At 70.4% G+C, this 25,814-nt stretch carries 19 protein-coding genes; 11 read left to right on the forward strand and 8 right to left on the reverse strand.

The features are described from left to right. Window positions 1-72 precede the first annotated feature (72 nt). Entirely contained in the window at window positions 73-1,083 is a 1,011-nt protein-coding gene (locus KLK06_RS39775) for a nitronate monooxygenase family protein (protein WP_214640838.1), read from the forward strand. A 15-nt stretch (window positions 1,084-1,098) separates the two neighbouring features. Here KLK06_RS39775 and KLK06_RS39780 read toward each other — a convergent pair whose 3' ends face one another. From KLK06_RS39780 to KLK06_RS39790, 3 genes are all read right to left on the reverse strand, one after another. After that, entirely contained in the window at window positions 1,099-2,355 is a 1,257-nt protein-coding gene (locus KLK06_RS39780) for a C39 family peptidase (RefSeq protein ID WP_214640839.1), read from the reverse strand. Window positions 2,356-2,456: 101 nt separating this feature from the next. Next, entirely contained in the window at window positions 2,457-3,656 is a 1,200-nt protein-coding gene (locus tag KLK06_RS39785; RefSeq protein ID WP_308168664.1) for an ATP-binding protein, read from the reverse strand. 43 nt (window positions 3,657-3,699) lie between these two features. Further along, a complete protein-coding gene (locus KLK06_RS39790) occupies window positions 3,700-5,001 on the reverse strand; it encodes an AlkA N-terminal domain-containing protein (protein ID WP_214640840.1) in 1,302 nt (433 codons plus the stop codon). 91 nt (window positions 5,002-5,092) lie between these two features. On the opposite strand from KLK06_RS39790, the gene KLK06_RS39795 reads away from it, so the two are divergent. Then, window positions 5,093-6,361 carry an MFS transporter gene (locus KLK06_RS39795; protein ID WP_214640841.1) on the forward strand — a complete coding sequence of 423 codons (1,269 nt, stop codon included), beginning with the start codon at window positions 5,093-5,095 and terminating at the stop codon, window positions 6,359-6,361. Here the strand turns inward: KLK06_RS39795 and KLK06_RS60485 are convergent. Beyond that, window positions 6,342-8,162, reverse strand: a complete 1,821-nt coding sequence (locus tag KLK06_RS60485; protein ID WP_250906714.1) for a serine/threonine-protein kinase — start codon at window positions 8,160-8,162, stop codon at window positions 6,342-6,344. The genes KLK06_RS39795 and KLK06_RS60485 overlap by 20 nt on opposite strands. 83 nt (window positions 8,163-8,245) lie before the next feature. Next, window positions 8,246-8,386 (reverse strand): hypothetical protein, encoded by a 141-nt coding sequence (locus KLK06_RS39805; protein WP_214640842.1) that lies wholly within the window; start codon window positions 8,384-8,386, stop codon window positions 8,246-8,248. On the opposite strand from KLK06_RS39805, the gene KLK06_RS39810 reads away from it, so the two are divergent. After that, window positions 8,385-8,825, forward strand: coding sequence for a TetR-like C-terminal domain-containing protein (locus KLK06_RS39810; RefSeq protein ID WP_214640843.1), 441 nt, complete (start codon window positions 8,385-8,387; stop codon window positions 8,823-8,825). The genes KLK06_RS39805 and KLK06_RS39810 overlap by 2 nt on opposite strands. A gap of 9 nt (window positions 8,826-8,834) precedes the next feature. Here the strand turns inward: KLK06_RS39810 and KLK06_RS39815 are convergent, their stop codons facing one another. Beyond that, window positions 8,835-10,745 (reverse strand): APC family permease, encoded by a 1,911-nt coding sequence (locus tag KLK06_RS39815; protein WP_250906715.1) that lies wholly within the window; start codon window positions 10,743-10,745, stop codon window positions 8,835-8,837. A gap of 325 nt (window positions 10,746-11,070) precedes the next feature. Here KLK06_RS39815 and KLK06_RS39820 point away from each other — a divergent pair, with 325 nt between their 5' ends. Both KLK06_RS39820 and KLK06_RS39825 read left to right on the forward strand, forming a co-directional pair. Next, window positions 11,071-11,886: a DeoR/GlpR family DNA-binding transcription regulator gene (locus tag KLK06_RS39820; protein ID WP_214640844.1), complete on the forward strand. Its 816-nt coding sequence runs from the start codon at window positions 11,071-11,073 to the stop codon at window positions 11,884-11,886. Beyond that, window positions 11,883-15,482 (forward strand): glycosylhydrolase-like jelly roll fold domain-containing protein, encoded by a 3,600-nt coding sequence (locus KLK06_RS39825; protein ID WP_214640845.1) that lies wholly within the window; start codon window positions 11,883-11,885, stop codon window positions 15,480-15,482. The genes KLK06_RS39820 and KLK06_RS39825 overlap by 4 nt, the downstream gene beginning before the upstream one ends. 18 nt (window positions 15,483-15,500) lie before the next feature. Here KLK06_RS39825 and KLK06_RS39830 read toward each other — a convergent pair whose 3' ends face one another. Then, window positions 15,501-16,406 carry an AraC family transcriptional regulator gene (locus tag KLK06_RS39830; protein ID WP_250906750.1) on the reverse strand — a complete coding sequence of 302 codons (906 nt, stop codon included), beginning with the start codon at window positions 16,404-16,406 and terminating at the stop codon, window positions 15,501-15,503. 149 nt (window positions 16,407-16,555) lie between these two features. Between KLK06_RS39830 and KLK06_RS39835 the strand changes: the two genes are divergently transcribed. Continuing rightward, a complete protein-coding gene (locus tag KLK06_RS39835; protein WP_214640847.1) occupies window positions 16,556-17,887 on the forward strand; it encodes a hypothetical protein in 1,332 nt (443 codons plus the stop codon). Window positions 17,888-17,932: 45 nt separating this feature from the next. Here the strand turns inward: KLK06_RS39835 and KLK06_RS39840 are convergent, their stop codons facing one another. Further along, complete coding sequence (locus tag KLK06_RS39840) at window positions 17,933-18,721, reverse strand: DeoR/GlpR family DNA-binding transcription regulator (RefSeq protein ID WP_308168666.1); 789 nt, start codon at window positions 18,719-18,721, stop codon at window positions 17,933-17,935. A 168-nt stretch (window positions 18,722-18,889) separates the two neighbouring features. Between KLK06_RS39840 and KLK06_RS39845 the strand changes: the two genes are divergently transcribed. From KLK06_RS39845 to KLK06_RS39865, 5 genes are all read left to right on the forward strand, one after another. Then, a complete protein-coding gene (locus KLK06_RS39845) occupies window positions 18,890-19,846 on the forward strand; it encodes a hypothetical protein (RefSeq protein ID WP_214640848.1) in 957 nt (318 codons plus the stop codon). Window positions 19,847-19,989: 143 nt separating this feature from the next. Continuing rightward, entirely contained in the window at window positions 19,990-21,105 is a 1,116-nt protein-coding gene (locus KLK06_RS39850; RefSeq protein ID WP_214640849.1) for a serine hydrolase, read from the forward strand. Between the two features lie 72 nt (window positions 21,106-21,177). After that, window positions 21,178-21,915 (forward strand): MerR family transcriptional regulator, encoded by a 738-nt coding sequence (locus tag KLK06_RS39855; RefSeq protein WP_214640850.1) that lies wholly within the window; start codon window positions 21,178-21,180, stop codon window positions 21,913-21,915. A 101-nt stretch (window positions 21,916-22,016) separates the two neighbouring features. Beyond that, window positions 22,017-24,863 (forward strand): AfsR/SARP family transcriptional regulator, encoded by a 2,847-nt coding sequence (locus KLK06_RS39860; RefSeq protein ID WP_214640851.1) that lies wholly within the window; start codon window positions 22,017-22,019, stop codon window positions 24,861-24,863. Window positions 24,864-24,912: 49 nt separating this feature from the next. Continuing rightward, a complete protein-coding gene (locus tag KLK06_RS39865) occupies window positions 24,913-25,809 on the forward strand; it encodes an alpha/beta hydrolase (RefSeq protein WP_214640852.1) in 897 nt (298 codons plus the stop codon). Window positions 25,810-25,814 lie beyond the last annotated feature (5 nt).

A 25,814-nucleotide genomic window follows, 5' to 3' on the forward strand; every position in this document is an offset into this window, starting at 1 on the left:
GCCAGGCGAGTCAATAGGTCGGATGTGTTCTCTTGGCGAACCCTGTGGAACGGGATGGAACGCCTTTAAGACATGGAACTGCGGACACGCTTCACCGACGCGTACGGTCTGACCACCCCGATCGCGCAGGCCGGCATGGCGTTCGTCGGAGGGCTGCCGGAGCTGGCGATCGCGGTGAGCAATGCCGGGGCGCTGGGGTCGCTCGGGGTGGGACTGATGCCGGCCGACGCCATGGTCGAGACCATCGCCGCGGTACGAGCCGACACGACCGGGCCGCTCAACGTCAACCTCATCACCCCCTTCGCCAAGCCCGAGCAGATCGACGCGATCTGCGCGGCCGGTGTCGCGGTGGCGTCGTTCCACTGGGGGCATCCGCCGACGAGCTTCGTCCGCCAGTTGCACAGCGCGGGCGTGCGGGTCTTCGAGCAGGTCGGGTCGGTGGACGACGCCAAGTGGGCGGTGGACGACGGCGTGGACGTGGTGGTGGCGCAGGGGCTGGAGGCGGGCGGGCACAACTACGCGACGCTGCCGACGTTCGCGCTGGTCCCGCTGGTGGTCGACGCGGTCGCCCCGGCGCTGGTCCTGGCCTCCGGGGGGATCGCGGACGGCCGGGGGCTGGCCGCCGCGCTCATGCTCGGGGCCGACGGCGCCTGGATCGGTACGCGGCTGGCGGCCACGGCCGAGTCGGCGGCGCACGAAGGCTACAAGAGCCGGCTGGTGGCGGCGCGGGGCACCGACACCGCGCGCACCCAGGTGTTCGGCCCGGAGATCCCCCAGTTCAACCCGATGCGGGTGCTGCGTAACCGGGTGGTCCGCGAGTGGCACAACCGGGCGGACGAGGTGCCGCGCGACACCTCGGGCCTGGAGGTCATCGGGCACACGACGCTCAACGGGGAGCGGGTGGACATGCGCAGGTTCTCCTCCCTGGTGCCGATGCGCGGCCTGACCACCGGCGATCTGGAAGAGATGGCGCTGCTCGCGGGGCAGGGCGTGGGCCTGGTCGACTCGATCGAACCGGCGGCCACGGTGATCGAGACGATCACCGCGCAGGCCCGCGCCACGCTCGCCCGTTACCGCGAATAACCCGGCGAACCGTGGTCACCAGTTGGCGGGCAGTCCCGGCGTGGTCGCGGGCAGGGCGTGGCCGGGCGGGTGGATGACGTACACGATGCCGCCGCTGCTGGAGCTGCGGAGCCAGATGTTCTCGAAGTCGGCCCGCGGATAGACGTGCCGTACGACGTCGTTGGAGGCGGAGGCGGGGTCGTTGGCGATCACGTCACCGGTGGCGGTGAAGCCGACGATCACCATGATGTGCCCGTTGGTGCCGTATCCGGCGCCCGGCAGCTCGCCCTTCTTGAAGGACTGCGAGGTGATCACCGGGATTCCGGCGCTGATCAGCCGCTCCAGCTCGGTCAGCGACCGCAGGCGGGTGATGAAGCCGTCCAGGCCGTAGCGTCCGGCGTAGGCGGTGTTGAACGGCCAGTTGCCCGCGCCCTGGTAGGCGTGGTCGTAGGAGTAGCGGGCGGCGTAGTCGACCTCCGGGTTGGGGTCGGCCGGATCGACCCAGGAGGTGTCCTGCGCGCTGGGCCACTTGCCCCAGTAGCCGAGGACCATCGTGGTCGAGGTCGGGCTGCACCAGGCCTGACCGCCACCGTCCCATTCCGGGTAGTGGCCTTCGTGCACGTTCTGGGAGCGGCGCGGCACGGTCAGCTCGGTGCCCCACGCGCCGCCGCCCGGGCTGACCGGCACGGTCTTGCGCTCGGGCACGTTCGAGGCCATCGCCCCCAGCGTCCGTACGGTCGGCGTCACGGCGGAGCCCGGCGTCCGGTAGAGGGTGAGGCGTAGCTGGTAGGCGTTGATCTGCTTGCCCGTCGCCGCGACGAACGTGTCGACGGAGACGCTGCCGTCGGCGTCGGCCTGACCGGGCACCGAGGTGCGGCGGATGTCGTCCTCCCCGTACGCCCAGCGGCCGAGCACGTACCACTTGGTCAGCCCGGCCGCGTGCCGGCCGCGGGCCTCGACCTGCAGCCAGCTCCCCGCCGGGACGTCGGCGGTCCAGGACGCGATCAGCTGGGTGGCGGCGAAGTCGATCGTCCGCTCCGGGCCGGTCCAGCGGGCGTACTCCCAGCTCTTGGTGCCGAGCGCGTCGGTATAGGTGGTGGTGCCGACCGCGGCGGCGAACGACAGGCCGTCGCCGGAGGCCATCCCCTCAGCCGTACCGGAGGCGAAATCGGCTCGTTGATAGACGACGTTCACCGTGGCCGCCTCGGGTCGCGTGGCGGCGAGACCGGGCGCGGGAGCGGCCAGGGTCGCGGAAACCAGGACGGTGGAGAGTAAGACGGTCAGCGCGCGCATGAACCCACCTTGCTTGAACGGCGCTCGATGCGGCAGACAGTAGACATAGAGTGCATTCCACACATCGGAAAATCTACGTACGCGCCGCCCGCCGGTTCGGCTCAGGCGCGCAGGGCGGCCCGGCGCTCCAGCCGGGGCAGCCGCATGGTGACGGTCAGACCGCCCTCCGGCCGCGCCTCGGCGGTGACCGTGCCACCGTGCGCGTCGACGATGGCCCGGACGATCGACAGTCCCAGCCCCGCGCCGCGAGCCGACCGGATCCGGTCGCCCTGCAGCCGGCGGAACGGCTCGAACAGGTCGTCCACCTCGTACGGCGGGACAGGCGTCCCGGTGTTCTCCACCACGACGACCGCCTCGTCACCCTCCTCACGCAGGCGCAGCCACACGTCACCGTCGCGGACGTTGTACTTGATCGCGTTCTCCAGCAGGTTGTACACGCACCGCTCCAGCAGGAGCGGGTCACCCGTCGCGAGAGCGGCGCGCAGGTCCTGGTGGAGGGTGACCGGCCGCTTGCGGGGTTGCAGGTCGAGCTGCTCCTCCACGGCCCGGACCACCTGGCGCAGGTCGATGCTCTTGCGGATGGCGAGCTCCTGCTCCGACTGCGCGAGCAGCAGCAGGCCCTCGATCAACCGCTCGTAACGGGCGTTGGTGCCCAGCAGCGCCCGGGCCAGCGCCTTGAGATCCGGCGACGCAGCCGGCTCCTCCAGCGACACCTCCAGAATCGTCCGGTTGATCGCCAACGGCGTCCGCAACTCATGCGAGGCATTGCCGATGAACCTGCGCTGCGCCTCGAACACCCGATGCAACCGATCCAGCATCGCGTCGAACGTATCGGCCAGCCGCTTGACCTCATCATGCGGACCCCGCAACCCGATCCGCTCATGCAACGTGCTCTCCGACAACCGCCGCGCCGTCTCGGTCACCCGATCCAACGGCCGCAACGCCCGATCGGCCATCAAGTAACCGAGCACGAACGCGATGATCCCGATCAGGATCATGATGACGAGCGAGGACCGCAGCATCTCGTCGAGCACGCCGTCCGCCCGCGCCTTGACGTTGACCCGCTCGAGGAACACCTCGCCCTTGACCGCGTCCCCCGGCACACCCTCGGCTCTCTCGCCGCTGATCATCCTGGGTCCCGGGGAGAACTGCTGGTCCAGCGCCTGCCCGGTGATCAGGTACGTCGACCAGAGCAGCAGCGAGCCGGCGACGAAGAACGAGCAGCCGTACAGGAGCGTGAGCCGCATCCGGAGCCCCAGCCGGTTCCACGGGAGTACCCGGCCCCAGGCCCGCTCTTTCACGACAAGACCCCTTCCGGTCCCGTCGAGCATGGCCGATCAGGTGTTAGGTGCGGGTAAGGGGGAGGCTGTCGCCGTGGGCCATCAGGTGGACCGCCGCCAGGGCCGACCACGGCCGCCACTGCCCGGCGTCCGACGGGTGGAGACCGAGGTCCGCGAGCGCCGCGCCGAGCGACGGGTCGGCCGCCGGGAACGCCTCGCGCCGCCCGAGCCGGAACCCGACCTGGTCGTCCACGTCCGTGCCGTAACCGATGGGTCCCAGCTCGGCGATCGCGGTCGCGTCCGCCTCGGGCAGGCCGAGCGCGGTGAGGGCGGCCAGGGTCATCGCCTCCAGGGCAGGGAAGGTATGGGTCAGGCCGCCGGGCAGCCCGGCCACGGGTGTGCCCAGCCCTGTCACGATCGCCGCCATCCAGCGGGCCGCTCCCCCGGGAGCGTGGTCAAGCAGCGCCCGTACGCCGAGCTCGTACGGGCTCCACACGCCCGGCACGACCAGCCCGGGACGCTTGCGTACCAGCGGGCCGAGCAGCGGATCGGCGGAGAGGGCGGCGATCCCGGCGGAGTGGTCGGTGTCGATGCCGAGCAGCCGCCCCACCTGGTCCACCACGTGGATCAGGCCCTCCCAGTACGGCAGGTGGGCGCGCAGCAGGAGGTTCCCTTCGCCGTGGGGTGAGATCTCCAGGACTCCGGGGGCGCCGTCCACGGTGACCGTGCGCCGGTAGGTGTCGCCCTCGATCGCCTCGACTCCAGGCGTGGCCCGTACCGCGAGGAAGGTCCGTACGGCGTCCCAGTCGTAGCCCGGCAGGACCGGCAGCCGCAGCGCGAGCCCGCCGTCGGCGACGAGCCGGTCGGCGCGGCGCCGACGCGCGCGTAGCTCGGTCGGCGACGCGCGGAACACCTCCCGCATGATCCGGTTGAACTGCCGCAGGCTCCCGAATCCCGACGCGAAGGCGATGTCGAGGGCCGTGAGGTCGGTGTCGTCGAGCAGCCGGCGGGCGAAGTGCGCCCGCCGCGACCTGGCCAGTTGGTCCGGGCTGGCACCCAGGTGCTTGACGAACAGCCGGCGCAGATGCCGGGGCGACAGGCCGACCCGCTCCGCCAGCGCCGCCTCCGTGCCATGGTCCAGCACGCCGTCGATGATCAACTGCCACGCCCGGCACACCAGCTCCGGCGCGTCGGAGCCGATGGGCCCGGCCACGCGGTAGGGGCGGCAGCGCAGGCAGGCCCGGAACCCGGCGGCCTCGGCGGCGGCGGCCAGCTCGAAGGTCCGGTTGTTCTTGGCCAGCGGCTTCGCGCCGCACCCGGGCCGGCAGTAGATGCCGGTGGTGACGACGGCGGAGTACGTGGTCATGGCCCTACATGTACGCCATCGCCCGCGCGACTGCCGTCGAATCCGGACATATGGCCGAATCTTGGAGACCGCTTTCCGTACGGTCAAAGCCGTGACCCTCAACCGGCAGACGCCCGAACCGGGCGGCACCCTCCTGAGAAATCGCGACTTCATGCTCTTCTGGACCGGGCAGAGCATCAGCGATCTGGGCGCCGCGGTCACGACGCTGGCGGTGCCGCTCGCGGCCATCACCATGCTCCGCGCCTCGACCTTCCAGGTGGGGGTGCTGACCGCCTGCAGCACAGCCGCCTGGCTGGTCATGACACTGCCCGCCGGCATGATCGTCGACCGCGTCACCAAGCGCCCCCTGATGATCGGCTGCGGCGTGGCACGAGGCGTGGTGGTGGCCTCGGTCCCCGTCGCGGCGGCGCTGGGCAAGCTGACGATCATTCACCTGTTCGCGGTGGCCTTCCTCGTGGGGTCGATCAATGTCGTGTTCGAGATCGCCGGCCAGAGCTACCTGCCGGTCCTGATGTCGCGGCGGCGGCTCATCGAGGGCAACGGCAAGATCGCCACGACCAACGCGGTGGCCGTCGCCGGCGGCCCCTCCCTGGCCGGCGGCCTGATGGCGCTGCTGAACAGCGCGGCACGGGTGATGGTCGTGGACTGCCTGTCGTACGTGATCGGCATCGTGACCCTGCTGCTGATCCGCAGTCCCGAACCGCGGCCCGCCGACCACGGGGACCGGAGCATGCGCAGGGAGGCGGCCGAGGGAATCACCTTCGTCCTGCGGCACCCGGTGCTGCGGCGCGTCGTGGCGTGCAGCGCGATCTCCAACCTCTGCGACGCCATGGTCACCACACTCGTCGTCGTCTTCCTGCTCGGCGATCTCGGCACCGACCCCGCCACGCTCGGGCTGGTGCTGGGGCTGGGCAGTGCCGGCGGGATCGTGGGCGGCGTGCTCGCCACGTCGTTCGCGCGCTGGGTGGGCGCGGCTCGGGCGTTATGGGCGGGGAAGCTGTACCTCGGGGGGTTCGCGCTGCTCGTCCCGATGGGCGGGCCCGGCTGGGGAGTGCTGGCCGTCGCGGCGGGGCTGTTCGCCTCGCGGCTGTCCACTGTCGCGTACAACGTGCTGCAGATCGCCTTCCGGCAGTCGATCTGCCCGCCCGAGCTGCTCGGGCGGATGAACGCGAGCATCCGGTGGATGATCCGCGGCGCGATGCCGATCGGCGGTCTGCTGGCCGGGATCCTCGGCGCGTGGCTCGGCGCCCGCGTGACCCTGGCGGTCGCGGTGAGCTGCTCCTGGCTGGCGGTGCTCTGGCTGGTGTTCTCACCGCTGCGGGGGCAGCGGGAGATGCCGGTCACGCCGGATTGGTCTTGACCACCTTGCCGTTGACGTCGGCTACCAGGTAGCCCGAACGGTATTCGTCGCCCACGTAGACGAGCACCGTGTCGTGGCCGCCCACGAAGTCGAAGGAGGGGTCCACGACCAGGTAATGGGTGGTGGGCTTGCGTACGCCCAGATCCTTGTCCGCCTTGCGCAACAGGGCGGGGAGGGCGTCCCAGTTGAACTTGGCCAGATCCACCGGGGTCGTGGTCATGGTGCTGCCAGGGCCCTGGCGAGCGGCTTCGCCGTCGCGGTAGGTGAAGTTGTCGTAGATGCCCTTCTCGCCCTTGACCGGCGCCTGAGCGCTCGCGTACTCCGGGTAGACCACCAGCCGGACGACCTTGGTGCCGCCCATCACCGGCTTCAGCTTGGAGATGATGGTCCGCATCCCCGCCGGGGTCAGCAGGTTGCCCGGGTCGGCGGCCTCGGTGGGCTCGCTTGTGCTCTTCTTCGTGGATTTGGGGGTGGATCTGGTGGCGGAGCTGGTCGGCTGCCCGGACTTCTGTGACTGCGGATCGTCAGCGGCGTCGCCGTTCAGCGCGGGCAAGAACGTCCACACCAGCACGCCGACCACCACGACCACGGCGGCGGACACCGCGACCACGGCCGGGTGCGCGCCGCGCCGCCGGCGACGGCGCGTGGTTCCGGTGACCGGGCGCGGGAGTGGCGGGCTGGTGTTCTGCTGGGGGTACTGCGGACCGGTGCCCAACTGCGGGCCCATGGCCGAGTACGGGCCCATGCCCGGCTGCGGACCCATACCCGGCTGCGAGCCCATGGCCGGTTGCGGGAACCGCGGGCCCGTGGGCGGCTGCTGGAAAGACGGGCCGGTGGGCGCGTGCGGGAACGACGGGCCAGTGGGCGCGTGCGGAAAGGACGGCCCGGTGTTCGGCTGCGAGAACGGCTGGCCGCTGTTCGGCTGCGCGAGTGGCGGGCCCGGGGCCCAGCCCGGCGGCGGGGGCATCGACGCGGGGGCGTCGGTCACCGAGGCGAGCATGCGGTCAAACGTCTCGCCGTCCGGCCGGGCGGCCAGGTCGCGCGTGAGCACGTAGCCGAGCACGGGACCGAGCGCTCCCGCCCGCTGCGGCGGCGGCACGTCCTGGTTGAGCACCGCGGCCAGCGTCGCGAGCGTGGTGGCCCTGCGCAGCGGATGGCGGCCTTCGACCGCGACGTACAGCAGCATCCCCAGCGACCACAGGTCCGAGGCCGGGTCGCCCTCGTAGCCGTTGATGCGTTCCGGCGCGATGTACTCGGGCGAGCCGATGAACGAGCCGGTCGCCGTCAGGCTGGTGGACTCGCGGACCGCGGCGATGCCGAAGTCGGTGAGCACCGACCGTCCGTCCGGCCGCAGCAGGACGTTGGCGGGTTTGACGTCGCGGTGCTGGATGCCGACCGCGTGCGCGGCCCGCAGCGCGGACAGGATCTCGCGGCCGAGACGCGCGGTCTCCTGCGGCGTCATCGGGCCGCGTTCGAGGCGCTCCTGAAGAGAGCCGCCGGAGACCAGCTCCATGACGAGCCACGGGTAGCCGCTGTCGCCGTTATCCACGATGTGGTGGATGGTCACGACGTGCGGGTGGTTCAGCCGGGCCAGGGCGCGGGCCTCGCGGAGCACCCTGGCCCGCAGCTCGCGGGCGGCCTCGGGGTCGCGCTCGTCCATGTCGGGGTCGGGCGGCCGTACCTCCTTGAGCGCGACCTCCCGGTGCAGGGCCACGTCCCAGGCCCGCCAGACGAGGCCCATACCGCCGCCGCCGAGCCGTTCCACCAGCTCGAATCGGTCGTCGATCACCCGTCTGCGCATGCAGAGCAGCGTACGCTGTCGGCCTCGCCCAGGATGGACCGTCTCATATACAGATTTTTCCTGCTAACAGGCGTATGGGCCGCTCAACCCGGCGCCTTGCGGCTGAGGTGCTCCCAGGCGCGGTACTCCTCTGTCCGGGCCTGCTCCATCTGCTGGACGAGGTCGTACGAGTGGCCGCCGACGATCAGCCGCAGCGGCGGGTCCGGAAGGTCGACCAGCTCCATGATGACGGGTGCGGCCGTGATCTTCGACTCGTTCCTGGCGCTCAGCGAGGGGGCCGAAGGTCTCGCGCTACCCGACACGGGCGACATCGAAGCCGACCTCAAGACCGTCATGCGCGCGACCGTCGCCGAGTTCGCCGACCCCGGCTTCGAGGCGCCGATCCGGGCGCTCAACTCGGAGATCATCAACGATCCGGAGCTCGCCGCCCAATACCGCGAGAAGCTGGCCGGCCCCGTGGACGAGGCCAAGAAGGCCCGGCTGCGGAGCGCGCAGCGGGCGGGTCAGTTCGCCGCGGACGCCGACCTCGACCTCGCGCTCGAACTGCTGTACGCCCCCCTTTACCAGCGCTGGCTGCACCGCTCCGGGCCGCTCACGCCTGACTACGCCGACGCCCTGGTGGCGCTCACCCTCAGGGCGTTCGCCCCTGAGCCCAAGGCGTAGTGCGGGCCCTCAGCCGACGTGGACGTGCGGTCTGCGTTCGAGGTCCGGCTCGGCCTTGCGGAGGACCTCGCGAGTCAGCGCCGGTACGTCGCCACCGCCGAAGACCAGGTACCGCAGCATCGCCACGATCGGGTTGCCCTCGGCCCAGTGGAAGTAGATGTGCGGAGCGCCGCCGGTGCGGTCACGCAGGTAGATCAGGAGGGCGGCCAGCGCGTTGGCCACGGCCGAGCTCTCGATGGTGAGGATCTGGTGGCCGTACCGCTCCTCGCCCTTGACCCGCAGCTCGGTCTCGAACTCCGACGCGTCCGGCACCGACACCTCGACGAACAGGACCGGCTCGGAGCTGCGCAGCCGGTGGTTGATCCACGTCTCGCGCAGCTTGTCGTTGTACTCGTTCTGGTCACGCTGGTGCGGCTCGTTCGCGATCACGTGGATCTCACCGCACGCGTCATTGACGAACTCCTCCGCCAGCGGGTCCAGGTGCACCTGGGTGACCCGCAGCTCGGTGGAGCGCGTCGCCCGCGAGATCAGCGACGTGACGATGATGGCGGCGATGAAGAACGAGGCGATCTTCACGCCGTCCGGCCGCTCGAAGACGTTGTCGACCAGCGTGTAGGCCAGCACGGCCGCGATGACGCCGAACCCCGCCGTCGCCCGGTGCTGCCTCTTGGTCCGCGCCGACAGCGTCACCGCGACCGCCGCCGACAGCATGAGCACCAGCACCCCGGTGGCGTACGCGCCGCCCTGGGCGTCGACGTCGGCGTGGAAGATGATCGTGATGGCGAACCCGATGGCGGAGAAGCCCAGCACGAGTGGCCGCACGGCCCCGGTCCACTCCGGCGCCATGCCGTACCGGGGCAGGTATCGCGGCACCAGGTTGATCAGGCCCGCCATCGCCGAGGCCCCGGCGAACCAGAGGATCGCGATCGTGCTGACGTCGTAGACGGTGCCGAACCAGTTGCCCAAGTACTGGTGGGCCAGGTAAGCGAGCGCGCGCCCGTTGGCCTTGCCCCCCTCCCCGAACTCCTGGTGCGGGATGAGCACGGTGGTCACGAAGCTGGAGAAGATCAGGAACACGCTCATGATCAGCGCCGCGACCGTCAGCAGCCGCCTGGTCCCCGCGATCCGCCGCGGGATGTCACCCTTGACCACCGGCATCACCGCCACGCCGGTCTCGAACCCGGACATGCCCAGCGCGAGCTTGGGCATCACCAGCAGCGACAACCCGATCATCGCCAGCGGGCTGCGGTAACTCGTGCTCAGGGCCTGCTTCCAGTCCACGACCACCCCTGGCGCCTCCAGCACGTGCGCGATCGCGGTGCTCACCACCACCGCGTTCAGCCCGAGATAGACGAAGACGAGCAGGACGGCGATGCCGATCGCCTCGCTGAACCCCATCAGGAACACCCCGCCGAGCAGCGCCAGCAGCACCAGCGTGACGATCACCCGCTGTCCGGCCAGGAAGTCGGGCACGAACGGGTTCTCCAGCAGGTGCGCGGTCGCGTCGGCGGCCGACAGCGTCATCGTGATCACGAAGTCGGTGGCCGCGAACCCGAGCAGGGCCAGCACGAAGAACTTGCCCCACCACTGCGGCGCCAGCTTCTCCAGCATCGCGATCGAGCCCTGCCCGTACGGGCTCTCCTCGGCCACCCGCCGATAGACCGGCAGCACGCCGAACAACGTCAGGGCCACCAGGAACAGCGTGGCCAGCGGCGACAGCAGCCCGGCCGCCAGCGCGGCGATGCCCGGCTGGTAGCCCAGCGTGGAGAAGTAGTCCACACCGGTCAGGCACATCACCCGCCACCACGAGTGCTTCACGTGCGGGCCGTGCTCGATCTGCGTGCGGTCGGTCTGCAGCCCTTCCAGGAGCCACGACCGCAGCGTCCCCTCGGTAGCGACCGGCCGTTTCGCCAGCACCATCCCGGCCACCCTCCATCAACATCGCGCACTAGGCACACTAGTGAGGAGAGATGGGTGTTTTGCCTGGTGAGGGCGTCAAGAAAACGTATATATCGCGGCCGGAAACCTATCAAGCCGAATGTGAAAATAACAGCCGCCGCGACGCTCCGCCCACCGAGCCACTCCGCCCCGCATGAGCTGGCACTTCACCCCTATGGCCGCCCCTCGGCCCCAGCGGGATGTTACGAGATAAGGCTCCTTGTAACGCTGGACAGCGTGAGAATCACATGTCAATGTTAGGTCGCGTTATGCCCTCCGCTTCGCGGAAACCCCCTCCGGAGACGCCATGATGACCGACGACAAGGAGCCCCGGCAGGGACCCGCGCGGCGGCAGCAGGCCATCGCGGAGCGGATCCACGCCAAGGGCGAGCTCGCGGCCGCCGAGCTGGCCGAACTGTTCCAGGTCAGCGTGATGACGATCCACCGCGATCTCAACGAGCTGGAACGCCAGGGGATCGTACGCAAGCTGCGCGGCGGCGTCACGGCGCAGCCGTCCAGCGTCTTCGAGAGCAACGTCGCCTTCCGCGAGAAGTCGATGCGCAGGGAGAAGGACGCGATCGCCGCCAGGGCGGTGGAGCTGGTCGAGCCCGGCATGGCCGTCATACTCGACGACTCCACCACCAGCCTGGCGCTGGCCAGGAAGCTGGAGCCGCTGGCGCCGCTGACCGTCGTCACCAACTTCCTGACGACGATCGAGCTGGTCGCCGGCATGTCCGGCATCCGGCTGATCGCGCTGGGCGGCGACTACGACGTGCTGCACAACTCCTTCCTCGGCGTCTCCTGCACCGACGCGGTCGCGGCCCTGCAGGCGGACCTGTGCTTCGTCTCCACCTCGGCGGTGACCGGCGAGTACGCCTACCACCAGGAGCAGCACATCGTGCCGGTGAAACGGGCGATGCTCGCCTCCGCGACCCGCAGCGTGCTGCTGATCGACCACACCAAACTGGCCAGAACCGCGCTGTACCGGGTCACGAACCTCCGGACGTTCGACCATGTCATCGTGGACGGCGGGGCCCGGCCGGAGGCGCTGTCCGACCTCGACGAGCTGAACCTGTCCTACGACGTGGTGGCCGTGGCCACCTCCCCTTTGGAGCTGCCATGACCCTGCCGGCCGAGCTTGCCGACATCCTGCGTCACCCGCCCCGGGCGTACTCCCCCGCGGCCATCTGGTGGTGGAGCGGCGAGCGGTTGAGACACGACCGGCTGCGCTGGCAACTGGAGCGGTTCGCCGAGGGCGGCGTGTGGAACCTCGTGATACTCAACCTGGCGCCGTCGGGACCGATGTTCGGCTCGGACGCCGACGACCCGCCGTTCTTCTCCGAGGAGTGGTGGACCCTGCTGGAGCAGGTGTGCGCCGACGCCGAGGAGCTGGGGATCTCCCTGTGGTTCTACGACCAGCTTGGCTTCTCGGGCGCCGACCTCCAGGCCCGGCTGGTCAGCGAGGAGCCCCGCTTCGCCGGCCGGTGGCTGTCTCCTGACGGCTCGGTGACCACCCGCGGCTTCGACTACCTGTCCGCCGAGGCGTGCGCGACGCTGATCGACCGGGTGCACGGCGAGTTCGAGCGCCGGGTGGGGCACCGGCTGGGCGGGGTCATCGCCGGTTCCTTCCAGGACGAGCTGCCCTCGCTCCCCACCTGGTCCGACACCTTCGCCGTGGAGTTCGAGAAGCGCCGGGGCTACGATCTCACCCCCCACCTGCCGCTGCTGTGGGCGGACGGTCCGGGCGCGGGCGAGGTCCGCCGTGACTACCAGCGCACCCGGGCCGAGCTGGCGGAGGAGGCGTTCTTCCGCCCGCTCGCCGCCTGGCACGACCGCCACGGCCTGCTGAGCGGCTGCGACCAGCAGGATCCCGCCCGCGGCGGGTACCCGGTGGAGGGCGTCCAGTTGTACGCCGACTACCCGCGCACCCACCGCTGGTTCAGCGCACCGGGCTCCGACCACCACGGTGACGCGCGGGTGCACTCCTCGCTGGCCCACCTGTACGACCGGCCGCGCACCTGGATCGAGGCGTTCCACTCCAGCGGCTGGGGCGGCACGCTGGAGGAGACCTTCGACTGGCTGCTCCCCTGGCTGCGGGCCGGAGCCACGCTCTACAACCCGCACGCCGTCTACTACACGACCAAGGCCGGGTGGTGGGAGTGGGCGCCGCCGTCCACGGACTGGCGCCAGCCGTACTGGCGGCACCACCGCGTCTTCGCCGACGCCGTCACCCGGCTGTGCGCGATCCTTTCGCTGGGCCGGCACGCCTGTGACCTGGCGGTCCTCATGCCCACCGCGACCGCCCAGGCGAGCACCCGGCTCGACGGGGTGGCGGCGGAGGCCGCGCGGGCGCAGGAGGTCTACCGCGAGATCGTGGGCGAGATGGCGTGGTTCCGGATGGTGCCCGGCGTCCTGGACCGGCTCGGCCTGGACGCCGACGTGATCGACGACGACTCGCTCCAGCGAGCCACCGTCAGGCCTGGCACGGGTGGGACCCGGCTGGAGGTCGCGGACGAGTCCTATGCCGTGATCGTGCTGCCCGCGTGCGTCACGCTCGATCCGGCCACGGAAGCGGCGCTCGTGGCGTTCGTCGACAAGGGCGGGCTGGTCGTCGCCGTCGGCGCGCGCCCCGACGGCCCGCTGCGTTCGCGCGTCCGCTTCGCCGCGACGACGGCCGACCTCGGCCCGCTGCTGTCGCCGCTGCGCCGGGTCGAGGCGCCGGTCCCCCCGCTGGTACGGGAGTTCGACGGGACCACCATCGTCTACCTCCAGGCCACCTTCCCCATGGCGAGCCGGGTGTCGGTCGAACGGCCCGACGACCGCGGCGCCGACCAGGGCTGGGACTCGGCCACCATCGACTTCGACGCCGGCCGGTACGCCGCCGAGATGCCGGTGCGGGTGCGCGGCGTCTCGGGGACGCCGCTGCTGGTGGACCCGTTCGGGGGTGGCGTGCGCGCGTTGCCGTACACGGTGGAGGGCGAGCACACCGAGGTCGTCGTGCCGTTCGACGCCGGTCCCGCCGCGCTGCTCGTCTTCACCGGCGAGCAGGTGGCGACGCCCGAACCGGCCGCGCCCCCGACGCGGGAGCTCGATCTCGGCACCGGCTGGGAGATGGAGCTCGTACCCACTCTGGACGACACCTGGGGCGACCTCGGCCACTCCGGGCCGGTCCTGCACCGCTGGGAGGTCGAGCACCGCGTGGACGGGTTGAGGTGGCAGCCCGCGTACGCGACGTACGGGTCGCACGGCAGCTCGCGGATCGACGGTGGCGAGTGGCGGCCCGTGGTGTTCTCGACCTCGCGCGGCATCAGGAAGGACCCCATCCACCGCCGCACCCTCGGGCCCAAGGGGCACGTGCCGGAGGAGTTCCTGGACTTCGGCGAGGTGGCCATGGGGAAGAGCGCCTGGTTCAGAACCGAGCTGACCGTGCCGGAGCACGGGTTCCTCGCCATCGGCGCCGCGGCCGCCAAGGCGGTGCGGATCGACGACCGTGACGTCGAGCTGGACGACAGGGGCTACCTGGCACTCGCCCGCCGGCCGCTCTCGCCCGGCAGCCACCTGCTGGAGGTCCGGCTGGTGCCCGAGGACGACGGGTGGCTGCGCGCGCACGTCGCCGTCGTGACCAGCCCCGAGCACTACCTGCGCCCGGAGTGGATCACCGGTCCAGCGGGGCCGGCCGAGCTGACCGCCGTGTTCACGCCGAAGGGCACGGTGCTCCAGGTGGCCTCGATGACGGCCTGCCAGGTGCTGGTCAACGGGGTGGAGATGGGCCGGCAGGGCGGGTTCGACCCGTACGCCGACGAGCGCAAGCCCCGGGTGCGCCGCTACAACCTGGCCGGCGTCCTGCGGCCCGGCGCGAACGAGGTGACCATCCGTGTGGGGGACGGCGCCGAGCCGGTCCTGGTCGACGGCTGCGTCACCTCCGGGCCCGGCTGGTGGGCGGTGCACGACGGCGAGCGCGCCCAGGCCGAGACCCGCAGGACGCAGTACCACGACCCCGCCGCCCTGCACCTGCCGCGCCGCCCGCACCCGCTCCCCGGCACCGCCTGGCTGTCAGGGGACGACCCGGACAACTCCGCGTCGCCGATCGTGCTGCCGGTCGTGATGGCCGAGGAGGGTACGGCGGGGCGCGTCGAGTGGCTGCGCTTCGAGGTCCCGGCGGGCGCGACCGCCCTCCGGGTGCCGTTGCGCGGCACGGCCGAGCTGCTGATCGACGGGAAGACGGTGGCGGAGGGCGCCGGCTGTCTGGGGGCGTCCCTCGACGGGCGGGCCGGGCCGCGCGAGGCCCTGCTGCGTGTGGTGACCGAGGCCGGGCACACCGGCGGCGCCATACTCACCGGACCGATCGAGATCGAGACCGGCCCCGGCCCGATCGAGCTGGGCGACTGGGAGCGGGCCGGCCTGCCGGAGTACAGCGGCGGCGTCCGCTACCGCCGCACCGTGCGGCTCGACGAGCGCCCGGACACCGGCCTCATGGACCTCGGCCGGGTGCGCGGCACCGCGGAGGTGCGGGTCAACGGCCGCTCGTGCGGGATCAGGGTGTGCTCGCCGTACCGGTTCGACGTCGGCGCGGCGCTGCGGGCCGGTGAGAACACGGTCGAGGTCGAGGTGTACGGCACACTCGCGCCGCATCTCGACGCGGTCAGCCCCACGCACTTCGTCTTCCCGGGACAGCGGGTGAGCGGCCTGTACGGTCCGGCACGCCTGCTGCTCGGCTAGGCGCGCCCGCGACTCCCGCTAGGTGCGGTCCGGCGCTCCCGCCAGGTGCCGGAACCGGTTGCGGTAGGTGGTCGCGCTCAGCCCGAAGTACGCCTTGAAGCGGCGGGCGAAGTGGCTCTGGTCCGGCCAGCCCACCGCCCGGGCGATCGACGTCACCGGCTCGTCGGTCCGCAGCAGCAGGTCGGCCGCGGTCTCGACACGCAGCCGGCCCAGGTAGGCCATCGGCGGCAGCCCGGTGGCCGACTTGAACAGCCGCACCAGATAGGCGGGGCTGAGCGCGACGGCCCCGGCCAGCTCGGCCAGCGTCCAGTCGTGGGCGAGGTCTCCTTCCACCATGCCCACCACACGCATGACCGTCGGATGCGTCACCGAGCAGTCGGCCGCCGCCTCGTCCTGGCCGGTGTCGACGGTGCGGGACAGCTGCCCGAGGAAGAGCGAGACCCAGCCGATGACGTCGGCCCGGTGCTTCTGGATGCTGCGATCGCGCAGCCGGTCGAGCGCCTCCAGGTAGCCGACGCACGTACGCAGATCAACTTCCTCCAAGTGGGTGGTCAGCAGGCCGCGGCGCTGCAACGAGTGCGGCCCGGTCCAGAGCAGGTAGCCCAGCCGGGAGTCCTCGCGCGTCCAGGACAGCTCGTTGCGGAGGAGGTCGGTGCCGATGCAGCAGTTGTACAGGGCGAGCCGCGCGCAGTCCTCGTACCCGTGCCAGACGCCCGGACGCAGCAGGACGACGTCCCCGACCTGCAGTTCCTGCCGTCCCGACGAGGAAAGGTGAACACCCGTCCCGGCGACCACGACGGCGATCTCCACGAAGCTGTGCGTGTGCACGGGCTCCTCGCCCTGGTGCGTGTATCGCCGCGCGTAGGCGGGAGAGCCGTCGGTGATGAAGAGCAGGCCGCGCGACAACTTCAGGGGGGTGGCCATCACAGCAGCCACCATAGCCACACGGATTGACATCAATTTTGTCCGACTCACACGTGTTTAGTGCTATCTGTGCGGCCACTCCGGCTTCCATGCTTTCTGCTGTCCGTCTCTCAACACGTGGGACACGAGCCGGATGGAGAGGACGCCCCTTGTCCAAAGCCGTGGCCAGAATCGCCGCCATCCTCCTGTTAGCCACCGCCCCGCTCGCCGCCGCCACCGCGGCGCACGCCGATCCCGTCAACGACTCCGCCTACGGAACCCCGCTCGTCGCCGTCTCCGGAGCCGGCGTCAACTGGCACCCGACGACCGGGCTGAGCACGCTCAAGGCGCAGTCAGGCCTCACGCAGGTCGACTTCGCCGACGTCATGACGAGCGCCAACCACCCCATGCGCACCTGCGACAGCACCGAGGCCGCGGGGCTGCCGATCAAGCCCGCCGCCACGGTCAGCTGGTGCTGGGACAGCGGTGACGCGAGCACCACGACCTGGATCCCGCAGAGCCTCACCACCTCCGGGGACGCCGACGACGACGGCATCTGGCGCGGGTACAAGGCCATCATCAGCGGCTGGAACTACTGCAACTCCGCCGAGTGCGGTGCGAACACCCGCAACAACGACGCCAGGATCGCCTTCATCGACTACACCACCCCCTCGGCGCCGAAGTACCGCTGGGTCTACCTGGTCGCGCCGACGGACGGCACCACCAACCCGAACATCACCAGCTACGCCAACAACACCTTCGGCCCGGCAAAAGCGCATATGGGCGGCATGGCCTGGTACGGCGACAAGCTGTACGTCAGCGCGACCGGCGGCAACTCCACCGGCATCAGGGTCTTCAGCATGTCGGAGATCCTTCAGGTGAGCGATGCCGACTCGACGATCGGCAAGACGAGCACCGGGTACGCCGCCTACGGCTACCAGTACGTGATGCCGGAGGTCGGCTTCTACAGCTACGCCAGCGGCACCTGCACCAGCAGCGTCGACACGGGCGTGCCGTGCTTCGCCTCCATCTCCCTGGACCGCAGCACCAGCCCCGACAGCCTGACCGCCGTGGAGTACTTCAGCGACCCCGCCCTGCACGGCAGGGTCTACCGCTACAACCTCGGCGGCGCGGACTACCTGCTGAGCGCCAACGCCAGCGGCTACACCCCGGCGGCCCAGGCGTACCGCACCCGGGTCGGCAACATGCAGGGGGTGCTGTCGTGGAACGGCACCTGGTACGTCTCGCACAGTTGGGCGGACGAGCGAGGCGAGCTGTGGGCCCTGAACACCTCCACCGGCAGATCCCACACCTGCACCAACCCCTACAGCTCGGCGTATGAGTGCTGGGGATTCCACCCCGAGTCGCTCACCTACGACTACGCAACGGGCCTGGTCTGGTCGCTCACCGAGTGGACCAAGAACCAGTGCGCCACCGAAACCGCCACCCCACTGAACTGCGGCCGGACCATCTTCGCCTTCCCCCGCACCGCACTCCCGTAGCCCGTCGCTGGTAGGGGGTGAGCCCCCCGCACCCTCCTACCAGCCCTACACCTCGCCGACCTGGGCGATGTCGACCCGGTGATGCCGGTCGCGGAGCCGTTGCACCGCCTCGGGAGGCGCGTTCGAATCGACCACGATGACGTCGAAGGCGTCGAGAGGAGCGACCCTGTGCAAGGCCACCCGGTCGAGCTTCGTGTGGTCGACCGCGAGTATGCAGCGCGTCCCCGCGGCCACCATGGCCCGCTTGACCAGCACGATCTCCTGCTCCTGATGGAAGGCGTGCCGATCGGAGATCGCCGAGGTGGAGACGACCACCGTGTCGGTGTTCATCGCCTCGACCGCGTCTACGCAGGCCACCCCCAGGAAGGAGTCGTGCGTCGGGTAGTACTCGCCGCCGAGCGCCATGAGCCGGATGCCCGGCATGGGGGCGAGCAGCTTGATCGCCTCCAGGAAGTTCGTCACCACGGTCAGCGGGGCCGCCTCGTCGAGATGGCGGGCGACGGCCAGCGCGGTCGTGGAGTCGTCGATCATGACCGAACTGCCCGGCTCGATCAGCCCCACCACATGCCGGGCGATCGCCTCCTTCTCCGCCGTCTGGGCGGTCTTCCGGTAGGCGATGTTGCTCTCGAAGATGCTGGACGCCTGGGCACTCGCGCCACCGCGATACTTCCGCACCATGCCCTGGCTCTCCAGCAGATCCAGGTCACGATGGACGGTCATCACGCTCACGCCGAACGTCTCGGCGAGCTCCGTCATCGAGGCCGAGCCCTGCCGCAGGACATGCTCCGCCATGGCCTGGCGCCTGGTGGCCCCACCGGCCGCGCGTGACTTCACCTACGGCACTCCCCATGCATCGGTGAGACCTTCACGAATCCTTATAATCTCTCACACCGCCGCCACCATAGGGAGCGACGTGGCATGCCCTGACTCCGCTTCGAACCTTGTTTTTTAAGCGACATCAAAGTTGTAGTGACACCAAATTTATGGCTAGGGTGACGCCTCATGACGTTCACCTTCGGCATCTATCCCGGCGCCCTGCTGGGCACCGCCACCGGGGCCGTACACCTCGCCCATCCCGACCATCCGGAGCGGATCGAGGACGCGCTGCGGCAGTTGCAGGCTGACGCGCCGACGCTGCTCGTACGCGCCTACCGCCCGTACGCGGCCACCGTCGCACCCGACGCGCCGCCCACCCCCGCCGACCCGGAGCGCTACCTCGCCAACGGCCGCAAGCTCGATCTGGTCGTCACCTTCCGCGAGCCGACGGGCGCCCTGGAGGGCTGGCTGGACTTCATCCGGGCCACCGTGCGCGAGGAGGGGGCACGGATCGCGAGCCTGCAGATCTGCGAGGAGCCCAACGCGAACCTGCCGGTCCTGGACGGCAGCATGCCCAACGTCCACCAGGCGCTCGTGCAAGGCGTGATCGCGGCCAAGGAGGAGGCGCGCGCCTGCGGACATGACCTCGCCGTCGGCTTCAACGTGGTGCCGACCTTCAACCCCGCCGACACCTGGTGGCACGACCTCGGCGCGGTCGCCGACGACCGCTTCCATCAGGCGCTGGACTACGTCGGCCTGGACTTCTTCCCCGACGTCTTCCGGCCCATCCCCGCCGAGCAGTTGGCGGCGGCGATCGAAGGGGTGCTCACGGCGCTGCGGACCGCCGACCTGCCCAAGGCCGGCATCGGCGACGGCGTGCCGATCCGCGTCTGCGAGCACGGCTGGCCCACCGGCCCGGAGCGCAGCGAGGAGCGCCAGGCCGAGGTCATCGAGGAAGTGATCAGGACCCTGGACAAGCTCCGCGGCGACCTCAACATCACCGGCTACTCCCTGTTCGGCCTGCGCGACGCCAACAGCGCGGGCGAGGGACTGTACGACCGGTTCGGTCTGCTGCGCGACGACTACACACCCAAGCCGGCCTTCTCCACTTATCGCCAGTTGATCGCGGAACTGACGCACTGAGCCCGCCCCACGGGCGGCAGAAACGGTAAGGAAACGCCTCTCGGCCTACAAAGTCCTTGAACGTCGGCGCGCGGGGAGCGTCTGTGCCCTAGCAGACGCTCCCCGCGCGTTCCCACGATGAAGGGACCCTTGTTGTGAATCATGTGACAGCGACTCGTGTCGCCGGTCTGGCCTGCGCGCTACTGACACTGAGCATCGCCGCGCCCGCCACCGCTGCCGACCAGCAGCCGACCGGGAATGTGCAGGAGGCGCTGAACGCCCTCGCGAAGACCACTGGAGTGGTCGGTGCCATCGGTGAGCTGTACGTCGACGGCAAGCGCGTCGGCCAGGGTTCGGCCGGCTCCCGCCTCCTCAACGGCAAGGGCGGAAAGATCCCCGCCGACGCCCGCTACCGCATCGGATCCCAGACCAAGCAGATGACCGCCACAGTCCTGCTGCAACTGGTCAAGGAGGGCAAGCTCGGCCTGGATGACAAGCTCAGCGACGTCCTGCCGGAAGTGGCTCAGCAGGACGTGGTGGAGCGGGCCGACGAGATCACCGTACGGCAGCTGATCCGGCACACCTCTGGCATCCCGGACTTCTTTGGCTCCGGCCGGTTCGACAACTTCGACTTCACGATCTACTACCCTCCGATCGAGCTGGTGAAGGCCGCACGCGGCCTGCCCCGGACAGGGGAGCCGGGAGAGAAGTTCACCTACTCCAATACCAACTACATGCTCCTCGGCATGATCATCGAAAAGGTGACCGGCCATACCCTGCCCGCCGAACTCACCCGGCGCATCTTCGCCCCCCTCGGGATGAGCCACACCTACCTGCCCACCAAACCGCCCCAGGGCATCAAGGGCCCGCACGGGCATGGCTACTTCCCCGACCCCCAAGGCAAGCCGCGCGATGTCGACCGGCAGAACGCGAGTTTCGGGTACGCGGCCGGAGGGGTGATCTCCACCGCCCGTGACGTCAGCGCTTTCCAGCGCGCGTTCGTCCAAGGCAAGCTGCTACCGGCGTCGCTGCAAAAGGTGATCACCGACCCGCCGAAGGACGCGCCACCCCAGCCTTCCCCCGGCAGCCGCCTGTGCGGCGGCGAGCCCCTGGTGCAGGCGATCGCGGGCAGCGGGCCCGGCTTCATGGCCACGACCTTCACCTCGCTCGACGGCCGCCTGCAGTTCGCCGTGTCCGCCACGTTGAGCGTCAGCAACATGGAATACTCCCCGGACGCCATCGACCAGGCGGCCAAAGCTGTGATCTGCCCTGGAAGATAAGCCTGCGGACCCTCCCCTTCGAGCTTGCGCCTGACGTCGCGTCAGGTACTAGCGTCCGATCTGGGTGATCACATGGACGAACGATGCTGGAAGGTCGGCGACCTGGCCGCGGCGACAGGCCTCACGGTCCGCGCTCTACACCATTTCGACCAGATCGGCCTGCTACGGCCTACGCAGCGCTCCCCTGCCGGGCATCGGATCTACAGCTCCGACGATGTCCGGCGGCTTTACCGGGTACTCGCGCTGCGCCAACTCGGGATGCCGCTGGACCTGATCGCCCGCTCGCTGGACGGTGACGCGAAGAACCTCGGCTCGGCGGTACGTGCCCAGCTCTCGCACGTCGAGCAGCACATCGAGACGCGACACCAGCTACGCGCGCGGCTCTTGGCCCTGCTCCGCGCCATCGAGGAGGCCACCGAGCCGTCCATAGATCAGCTCATCGAGACCATGGAGGCAATGATGCAGGCGAGCCATTTCACGCCCGAGCAACTGGCACAGGCGAAACAACGGCACCAGGAGGCCGGCTTCGCGGAGAGGTTCGCCGAGTGGCAGCGCCTCGGGGCGGAGATCGCCGGCGACATCACCACGCATGTCGAACGCGGAACCGACCCGGCGGATCCCGCCGCACAGGAGCTGGCCCGGCGGTGGACGGAGGTCATGCGGGACATGGCCGGCGGGGACAGATCCGTGCTCTCCTCGATCTACGCCAAGATCGAGGGGAAGGGGCCTGAGACCGCGACCCGCGGCGTGCTGACCCCACAGGTCTGGGACTACCTCAAGCGAGCGTTCGCGGTCGGCTTCGGCGCCTGACCGCCCACGAAGCATCCCGGCCACCCCCGCCTCGTACGGGGCGGGCCCGCGAGAACAGCGTCCAAGGCCCTTGTCCTAATCTGCCCTTCGGAGGAGGGCTGATGACCAAGGACTTGCGGTTCGCCGTGTTGGGGCCGTTGCGGGGCTGGCGAGGTGAGGAGCCGCTGGATCTCGGTCGCCCGCAGCAGCAGGCGTTGCTGGCGCTGTTGCTGCTGCGGCAGGGCCGGGCACTGTCCGACGAGGCGATCGTGGATGGGCTGTGGGGTCAGGCGCCGCCCGCGCGGCCGACGCACGCGATGCGGATTCTGGTCTCGCGGTTGCGGCCGGTTCTGGAGCCGAACGGGTCACCTTGGAAGGTGCTGACCACGGTCTCCGGCGGCTACGCACTGCGGCTTCCGCCTGGCGCGTTGGACGCCGCGGTGTTCGAGGAACGAGTGGAGGCGGCCGACAAGGCCCGGGCCGCCGGCGAGCTGAGCCGAGCCAGGGACCTGCTGTCCGAGGCGCTCGCGCTGTGGTCCGGTGTTCCGTTGCTGGGACTGCCGGGGCCGCTGGCCGAGACTCATCGAGCCCGGCTGACCGAACGCCGGCTACTGGCCCTGGAACAGCGGCTGGAGCTGGACCTGGAGTTGGGTCGTCACCATGAGCTGATCGCGGAGCTGACGTCATTGTCCGAGGAGTTCCCGTTGCGGGAGCGCCTGCGAGGGCTGTTGATGCTCGCTCTGTACCGGTCCGGACGCCAGGCCGAGGCGCTGGCGGTCCACGCCGGCACGCGCAGGTTGCTCGCGGACGAGCTCGGCGTCGACCCCGGTCCCGAACTCACCGCCCTCCACCAGGCGATACTGCGCGCCGACCCGGCACTGACCGCTCCTGTTCAGGCGCCTGCCCGTACGGTTCCCGCCCAGCTTCCCGCCGACGTCGTCGATTTCACCGGACGGCAGGCGTTGGTCGGCGAGCTGACCGGCCTGCTGCACGAGGGCGCGAGCCTGGTGATCTCCTCGGTGTCGGGGATCGGCGGCGTCGGCAAGACCGCGCTGGCCGTCCACGTGGCCCATCTGGTCCGCGACCGCTATCCCGACGGGCAGCTTTATGTGGATCTGCGCGGCGTCGAGTCGGCTCCGCTGGCACCGGCGGTCGTGCTCGCGGCGTTCCTCCGTGCGCTGGGCGTCGCCGGTGACGCCATCCCCGAGGATCTGGAAGAGCGTGCCGCGCTGTACCGCACCACGCTGGCGAACCTGCGGATGCTGGTCGTCCTGGACAACGCGGCCGACGCCGCCCAGGTCCGCCCACTGCTGCCGGGTGCGACCGCGAGCGGGGTCGTCATCACCAGCCGGGCCAGACTGACCGGTCTCAACGCCGACCGGATGATCGGTCTGGAGGCGCTCACGACCGGCGAGGCGCTGGAGTTGTTCACCCGCATCGTCGGGACCGCCCGCGTCGCCGCCGAACGCCAGGCCGCCGAGCAGGTGGTCGCCGCCTGCGCCTGCCTGCCGCTCGCGGTCCGCATCGCCGCCTCCAGGCTGGCGGCGCGGCCGGGGTGGACGATCGCCTCGCTGGTCGGCCGGCTCGCCGACCAGCGCCGCCGATTAGCGGAGCTACGCACTGGCGACCTGGCGATGGAGGCCACCTTCTCCCTGGGGTACGGCCAGTTGGACGTCGGTCAGGCCAGGGCGTTCCGGCTGCTGGCCGTACCGGATGGCGATGACTTCTCGGTGGCCGCGGCGGCGGCCGTACTGGATCTGGAAGACTGGGTGGCGGAAGACCTGTGCGAGTCGCTGGCGGACGCCGGCCTGCTGGAAGCCCCGAGTCCGGGCCGCTACCGCTATCACGACCTGCTCAAACTGTACGCTCGCGGCCTTCCCGAGCAGGACCGGGACGCGGCGTTGCACCGGCTCGTCGACTTCTACCTGGCCACCGCCAGAAACGCCCAGTCACTGCTGGAGCCGGACGCGCTCTCGACCGCCCGGCAGTCGCCCACCGCCTCGCCCGGCCTGGCCTTCACCGGCCATCCGACGGTGGAGGGGTGGCTGGACGCCGAGGTGGCCAACCTGTTCCACACGACCCTGCAGGCCGCGTCCGATCCGGCCGTGGCGGATCTGCTGTACGTGCTGCTGTACGTGGCACGGGTGCACTTGCGATGGGAGCAGATCAGGCAGATCGCCCAGGCGATCGCACGGGCCTCGGCCGAGCGAGGCGACCGGCGCAGCCACGGGCTGGCCCGTACGGCTGTCGCGGCGATGCTCATCTATCAGCGGTCGCTCAAGGAGGGCGTCGAGGAGGGGACGGCGGCCCTCGCGCTGGGTCGTGCGATGGGCGACCCGGTGATCGTGGTGGAGAACCTGCAGGTGCTCGGCTCCGCGGCGATGATCCAGCGTGACTACGAGGCCGCCATCGGTCATCTCACCGAGGCGCTCTCCCTCCATCGCGAGCTGGGCGACGTGACAGGAGTAGGGGCGGCGCTGGGGGTCATGTCCCGGGCCTGCCTGGCGCTGGGCAGGCATGACGAGGCCGTCGACCTGGCCAGGCAGGGCGTGGAGCTGGTGCGGGAGACGGGCCGCTCGCGGGATCTCGGCACCCGCCTGTACGACCTCGGCATCGTGCTGCACGGGGTCGGCCGGTGCGATGAGGCGGTCGAGGCCTGGGCGGAATCGCTGATGCGGCACCGGGCCGCCGGTGATCGCCTGATGGAGGGCGGCGCCCTGTTCCGGCTGGCCGAATGCCATCTGGCGGCGGGCCTGTTCGACGAGGCCAGGGTACGGGCGGAAGAGGCCGTGGCGGTGAACGTCGAGATCGACGCCGCCTGGGAACAGGCTCGGGCGCTGACCACACTCGGCAAGGCGCTGTCCCGGCTGGGCCAGGAGGAGAGCGGCCGAGCCCGGCTGCGGGAGGCCTTGGAGATCTTCGAGCGCCTCGACGTTCCCGAGGCGGAGGACGTACGGGCGATGCTCTGACGGTCGCGTGGCAGTCGGTTGGCAGTCGAGCTCCGTCACCGTTGTCCACATGACAGAGACCGCTGTGGAAAAAGTAACCTTCGACGCCGACGGCGTCACCCTCGCCGGGCACCTGCACCTGCCCGCCACGGCCGACCGCGGACTGCCCGCGGTCGTGGTGGCAGGGGCGTGGACCTCGGTAAAGGAGCAGATGGCCGGGCTGTACGCGCGGCGCCTGGCCGAGCGCGGTTTCACCGCGCTGGCCTTCGACTTCACCGGGTTCGGCGAGTCGGGCGGTGAGCCGCGTGACGTGGAGTCGCCTTCACTGAAGGTGAAGGACCTGATCCACGCCGTCAGCTTCCTCTCCTCCCAGGACCGGGTGGCCCCCGCCAGGATCGGCGCGCTGGGCATCTGCGCCGGTGGCGCGTTCGCCGCGGTTGCCGCCGCGGACGATCCCCGCATCGCCTCGCTGGCCCTGGTCGCGCCCGGCCTGCAGGACGGCGAGCTGATGCGGCTCGCCCTCGGCGGCGAGGCGGCCTTCACAGCGCGATTGGCGGCAGGACAGCGGGCCCGCGCGCACTTCGAGGCGACCGGCGAGGTCGAGTACGTGCTCGGAGTCAGCGAAACCGACTCAACGGCTGCGATGTTCGGCCCGTACGCCTACTATCTGGACCCCGCCAGGGGCGCCATCCCCGAGTGGGGGAACAGGTGGGCGACCATGGCCTGGGCCGAATGGCTGACCTTCGAGCCGCAACCGTCCGCGGACCGCATCACCGCGCCCGTGCTCATCGTGCACAGCGAGAGCGCCGGGATCCCGGTGGGCGCGCGCCGGTTCGCCGACCGGCTGACCGGAGCCAGAGAGCTGGTCTGGCTGGAGGGCCGCGGCCAGTTCGACTTCTACGACACCGAGCCCACGGTCACCGAATCCGTGGACAACGTCGCCCGCCACCTGCACGCCACCCTCTAAGGATG

Origin of the sequence: Nonomuraea sp. NEAU-A123 (assembly GCF_018603905.1) — a bacterium.
Taxonomy (GTDB): Bacteria; Actinomycetota; Actinomycetes; order Streptosporangiales; family Streptosporangiaceae; genus Nonomuraea.

What these genes read in the sequence shown, in the direction of transcription:
- KLK06_RS39775 (WP_214640838.1), top strand. Translation starts at nt 73, where the DNA reads ATGGAACTGCGGACACGCTTCACCGACGCGTACGGTCTGACCACCCCG.
- KLK06_RS39780 (WP_214640839.1), bottom strand. Translation starts at nt 2,355, where the DNA reads ATGCGCGCGCTGACCGTCTTACTCTCCACCGTCCTGGTTTCCGCGACC.
- KLK06_RS39790 (WP_214640840.1), bottom strand. Translation starts at nt 5,001, where the DNA reads ATGACCACGTACTCCGCCGTCGTCACCACCGGCATCTACTGCCGGCCC.
- KLK06_RS60485 (WP_250906714.1), bottom strand. Translation starts at nt 8,162, where the DNA reads ATGCGCAGACGGGTGATCGACGACCGATTCGAGCTGGTGGAACGGCTC.
- KLK06_RS39810 (WP_214640843.1), top strand. Translation starts at nt 8,385, where the DNA reads ATGATGACGGGTGCGGCCGTGATCTTCGACTCGTTCCTGGCGCTCAGC.
- KLK06_RS39805 (WP_214640842.1), bottom strand. Translation starts at nt 8,386, where the DNA reads ATGGAGCTGGTCGACCTTCCGGACCCGCCGCTGCGGCTGATCGTCGGC.
- KLK06_RS39815 (WP_250906715.1), bottom strand. Translation starts at nt 10,745, where the DNA reads ATGGTGCTGGCGAAACGGCCGGTCGCTACCGAGGGGACGCTGCGGTCG.
- KLK06_RS39820 (WP_214640844.1), top strand. Translation starts at nt 11,071, where the DNA reads ATGATGACCGACGACAAGGAGCCCCGGCAGGGACCCGCGCGGCGGCAG.
- KLK06_RS39825 (WP_214640845.1), top strand. Translation starts at nt 11,883, where the DNA reads ATGACCCTGCCGGCCGAGCTTGCCGACATCCTGCGTCACCCGCCCCGG.
- KLK06_RS39830 (WP_250906750.1), bottom strand. Translation starts at nt 16,406, where the DNA reads ATGGCCACCCCCCTGAAGTTGTCGCGCGGCCTGCTCTTCATCACCGAC.
- KLK06_RS39845 (WP_214640848.1), top strand. Translation starts at nt 18,890, where the DNA reads ATGACGTTCACCTTCGGCATCTATCCCGGCGCCCTGCTGGGCACCGCC.
- KLK06_RS39855 (WP_214640850.1), top strand. Translation starts at nt 21,178, where the DNA reads ATGGACGAACGATGCTGGAAGGTCGGCGACCTGGCCGCGGCGACAGGC.
- KLK06_RS39860 (WP_214640851.1), top strand. Translation starts at nt 22,017, where the DNA reads ATGACCAAGGACTTGCGGTTCGCCGTGTTGGGGCCGTTGCGGGGCTGG.
- KLK06_RS39865 (WP_214640852.1), top strand. Translation starts at nt 24,913, where the DNA reads ATGACAGAGACCGCTGTGGAAAAAGTAACCTTCGACGCCGACGGCGTC.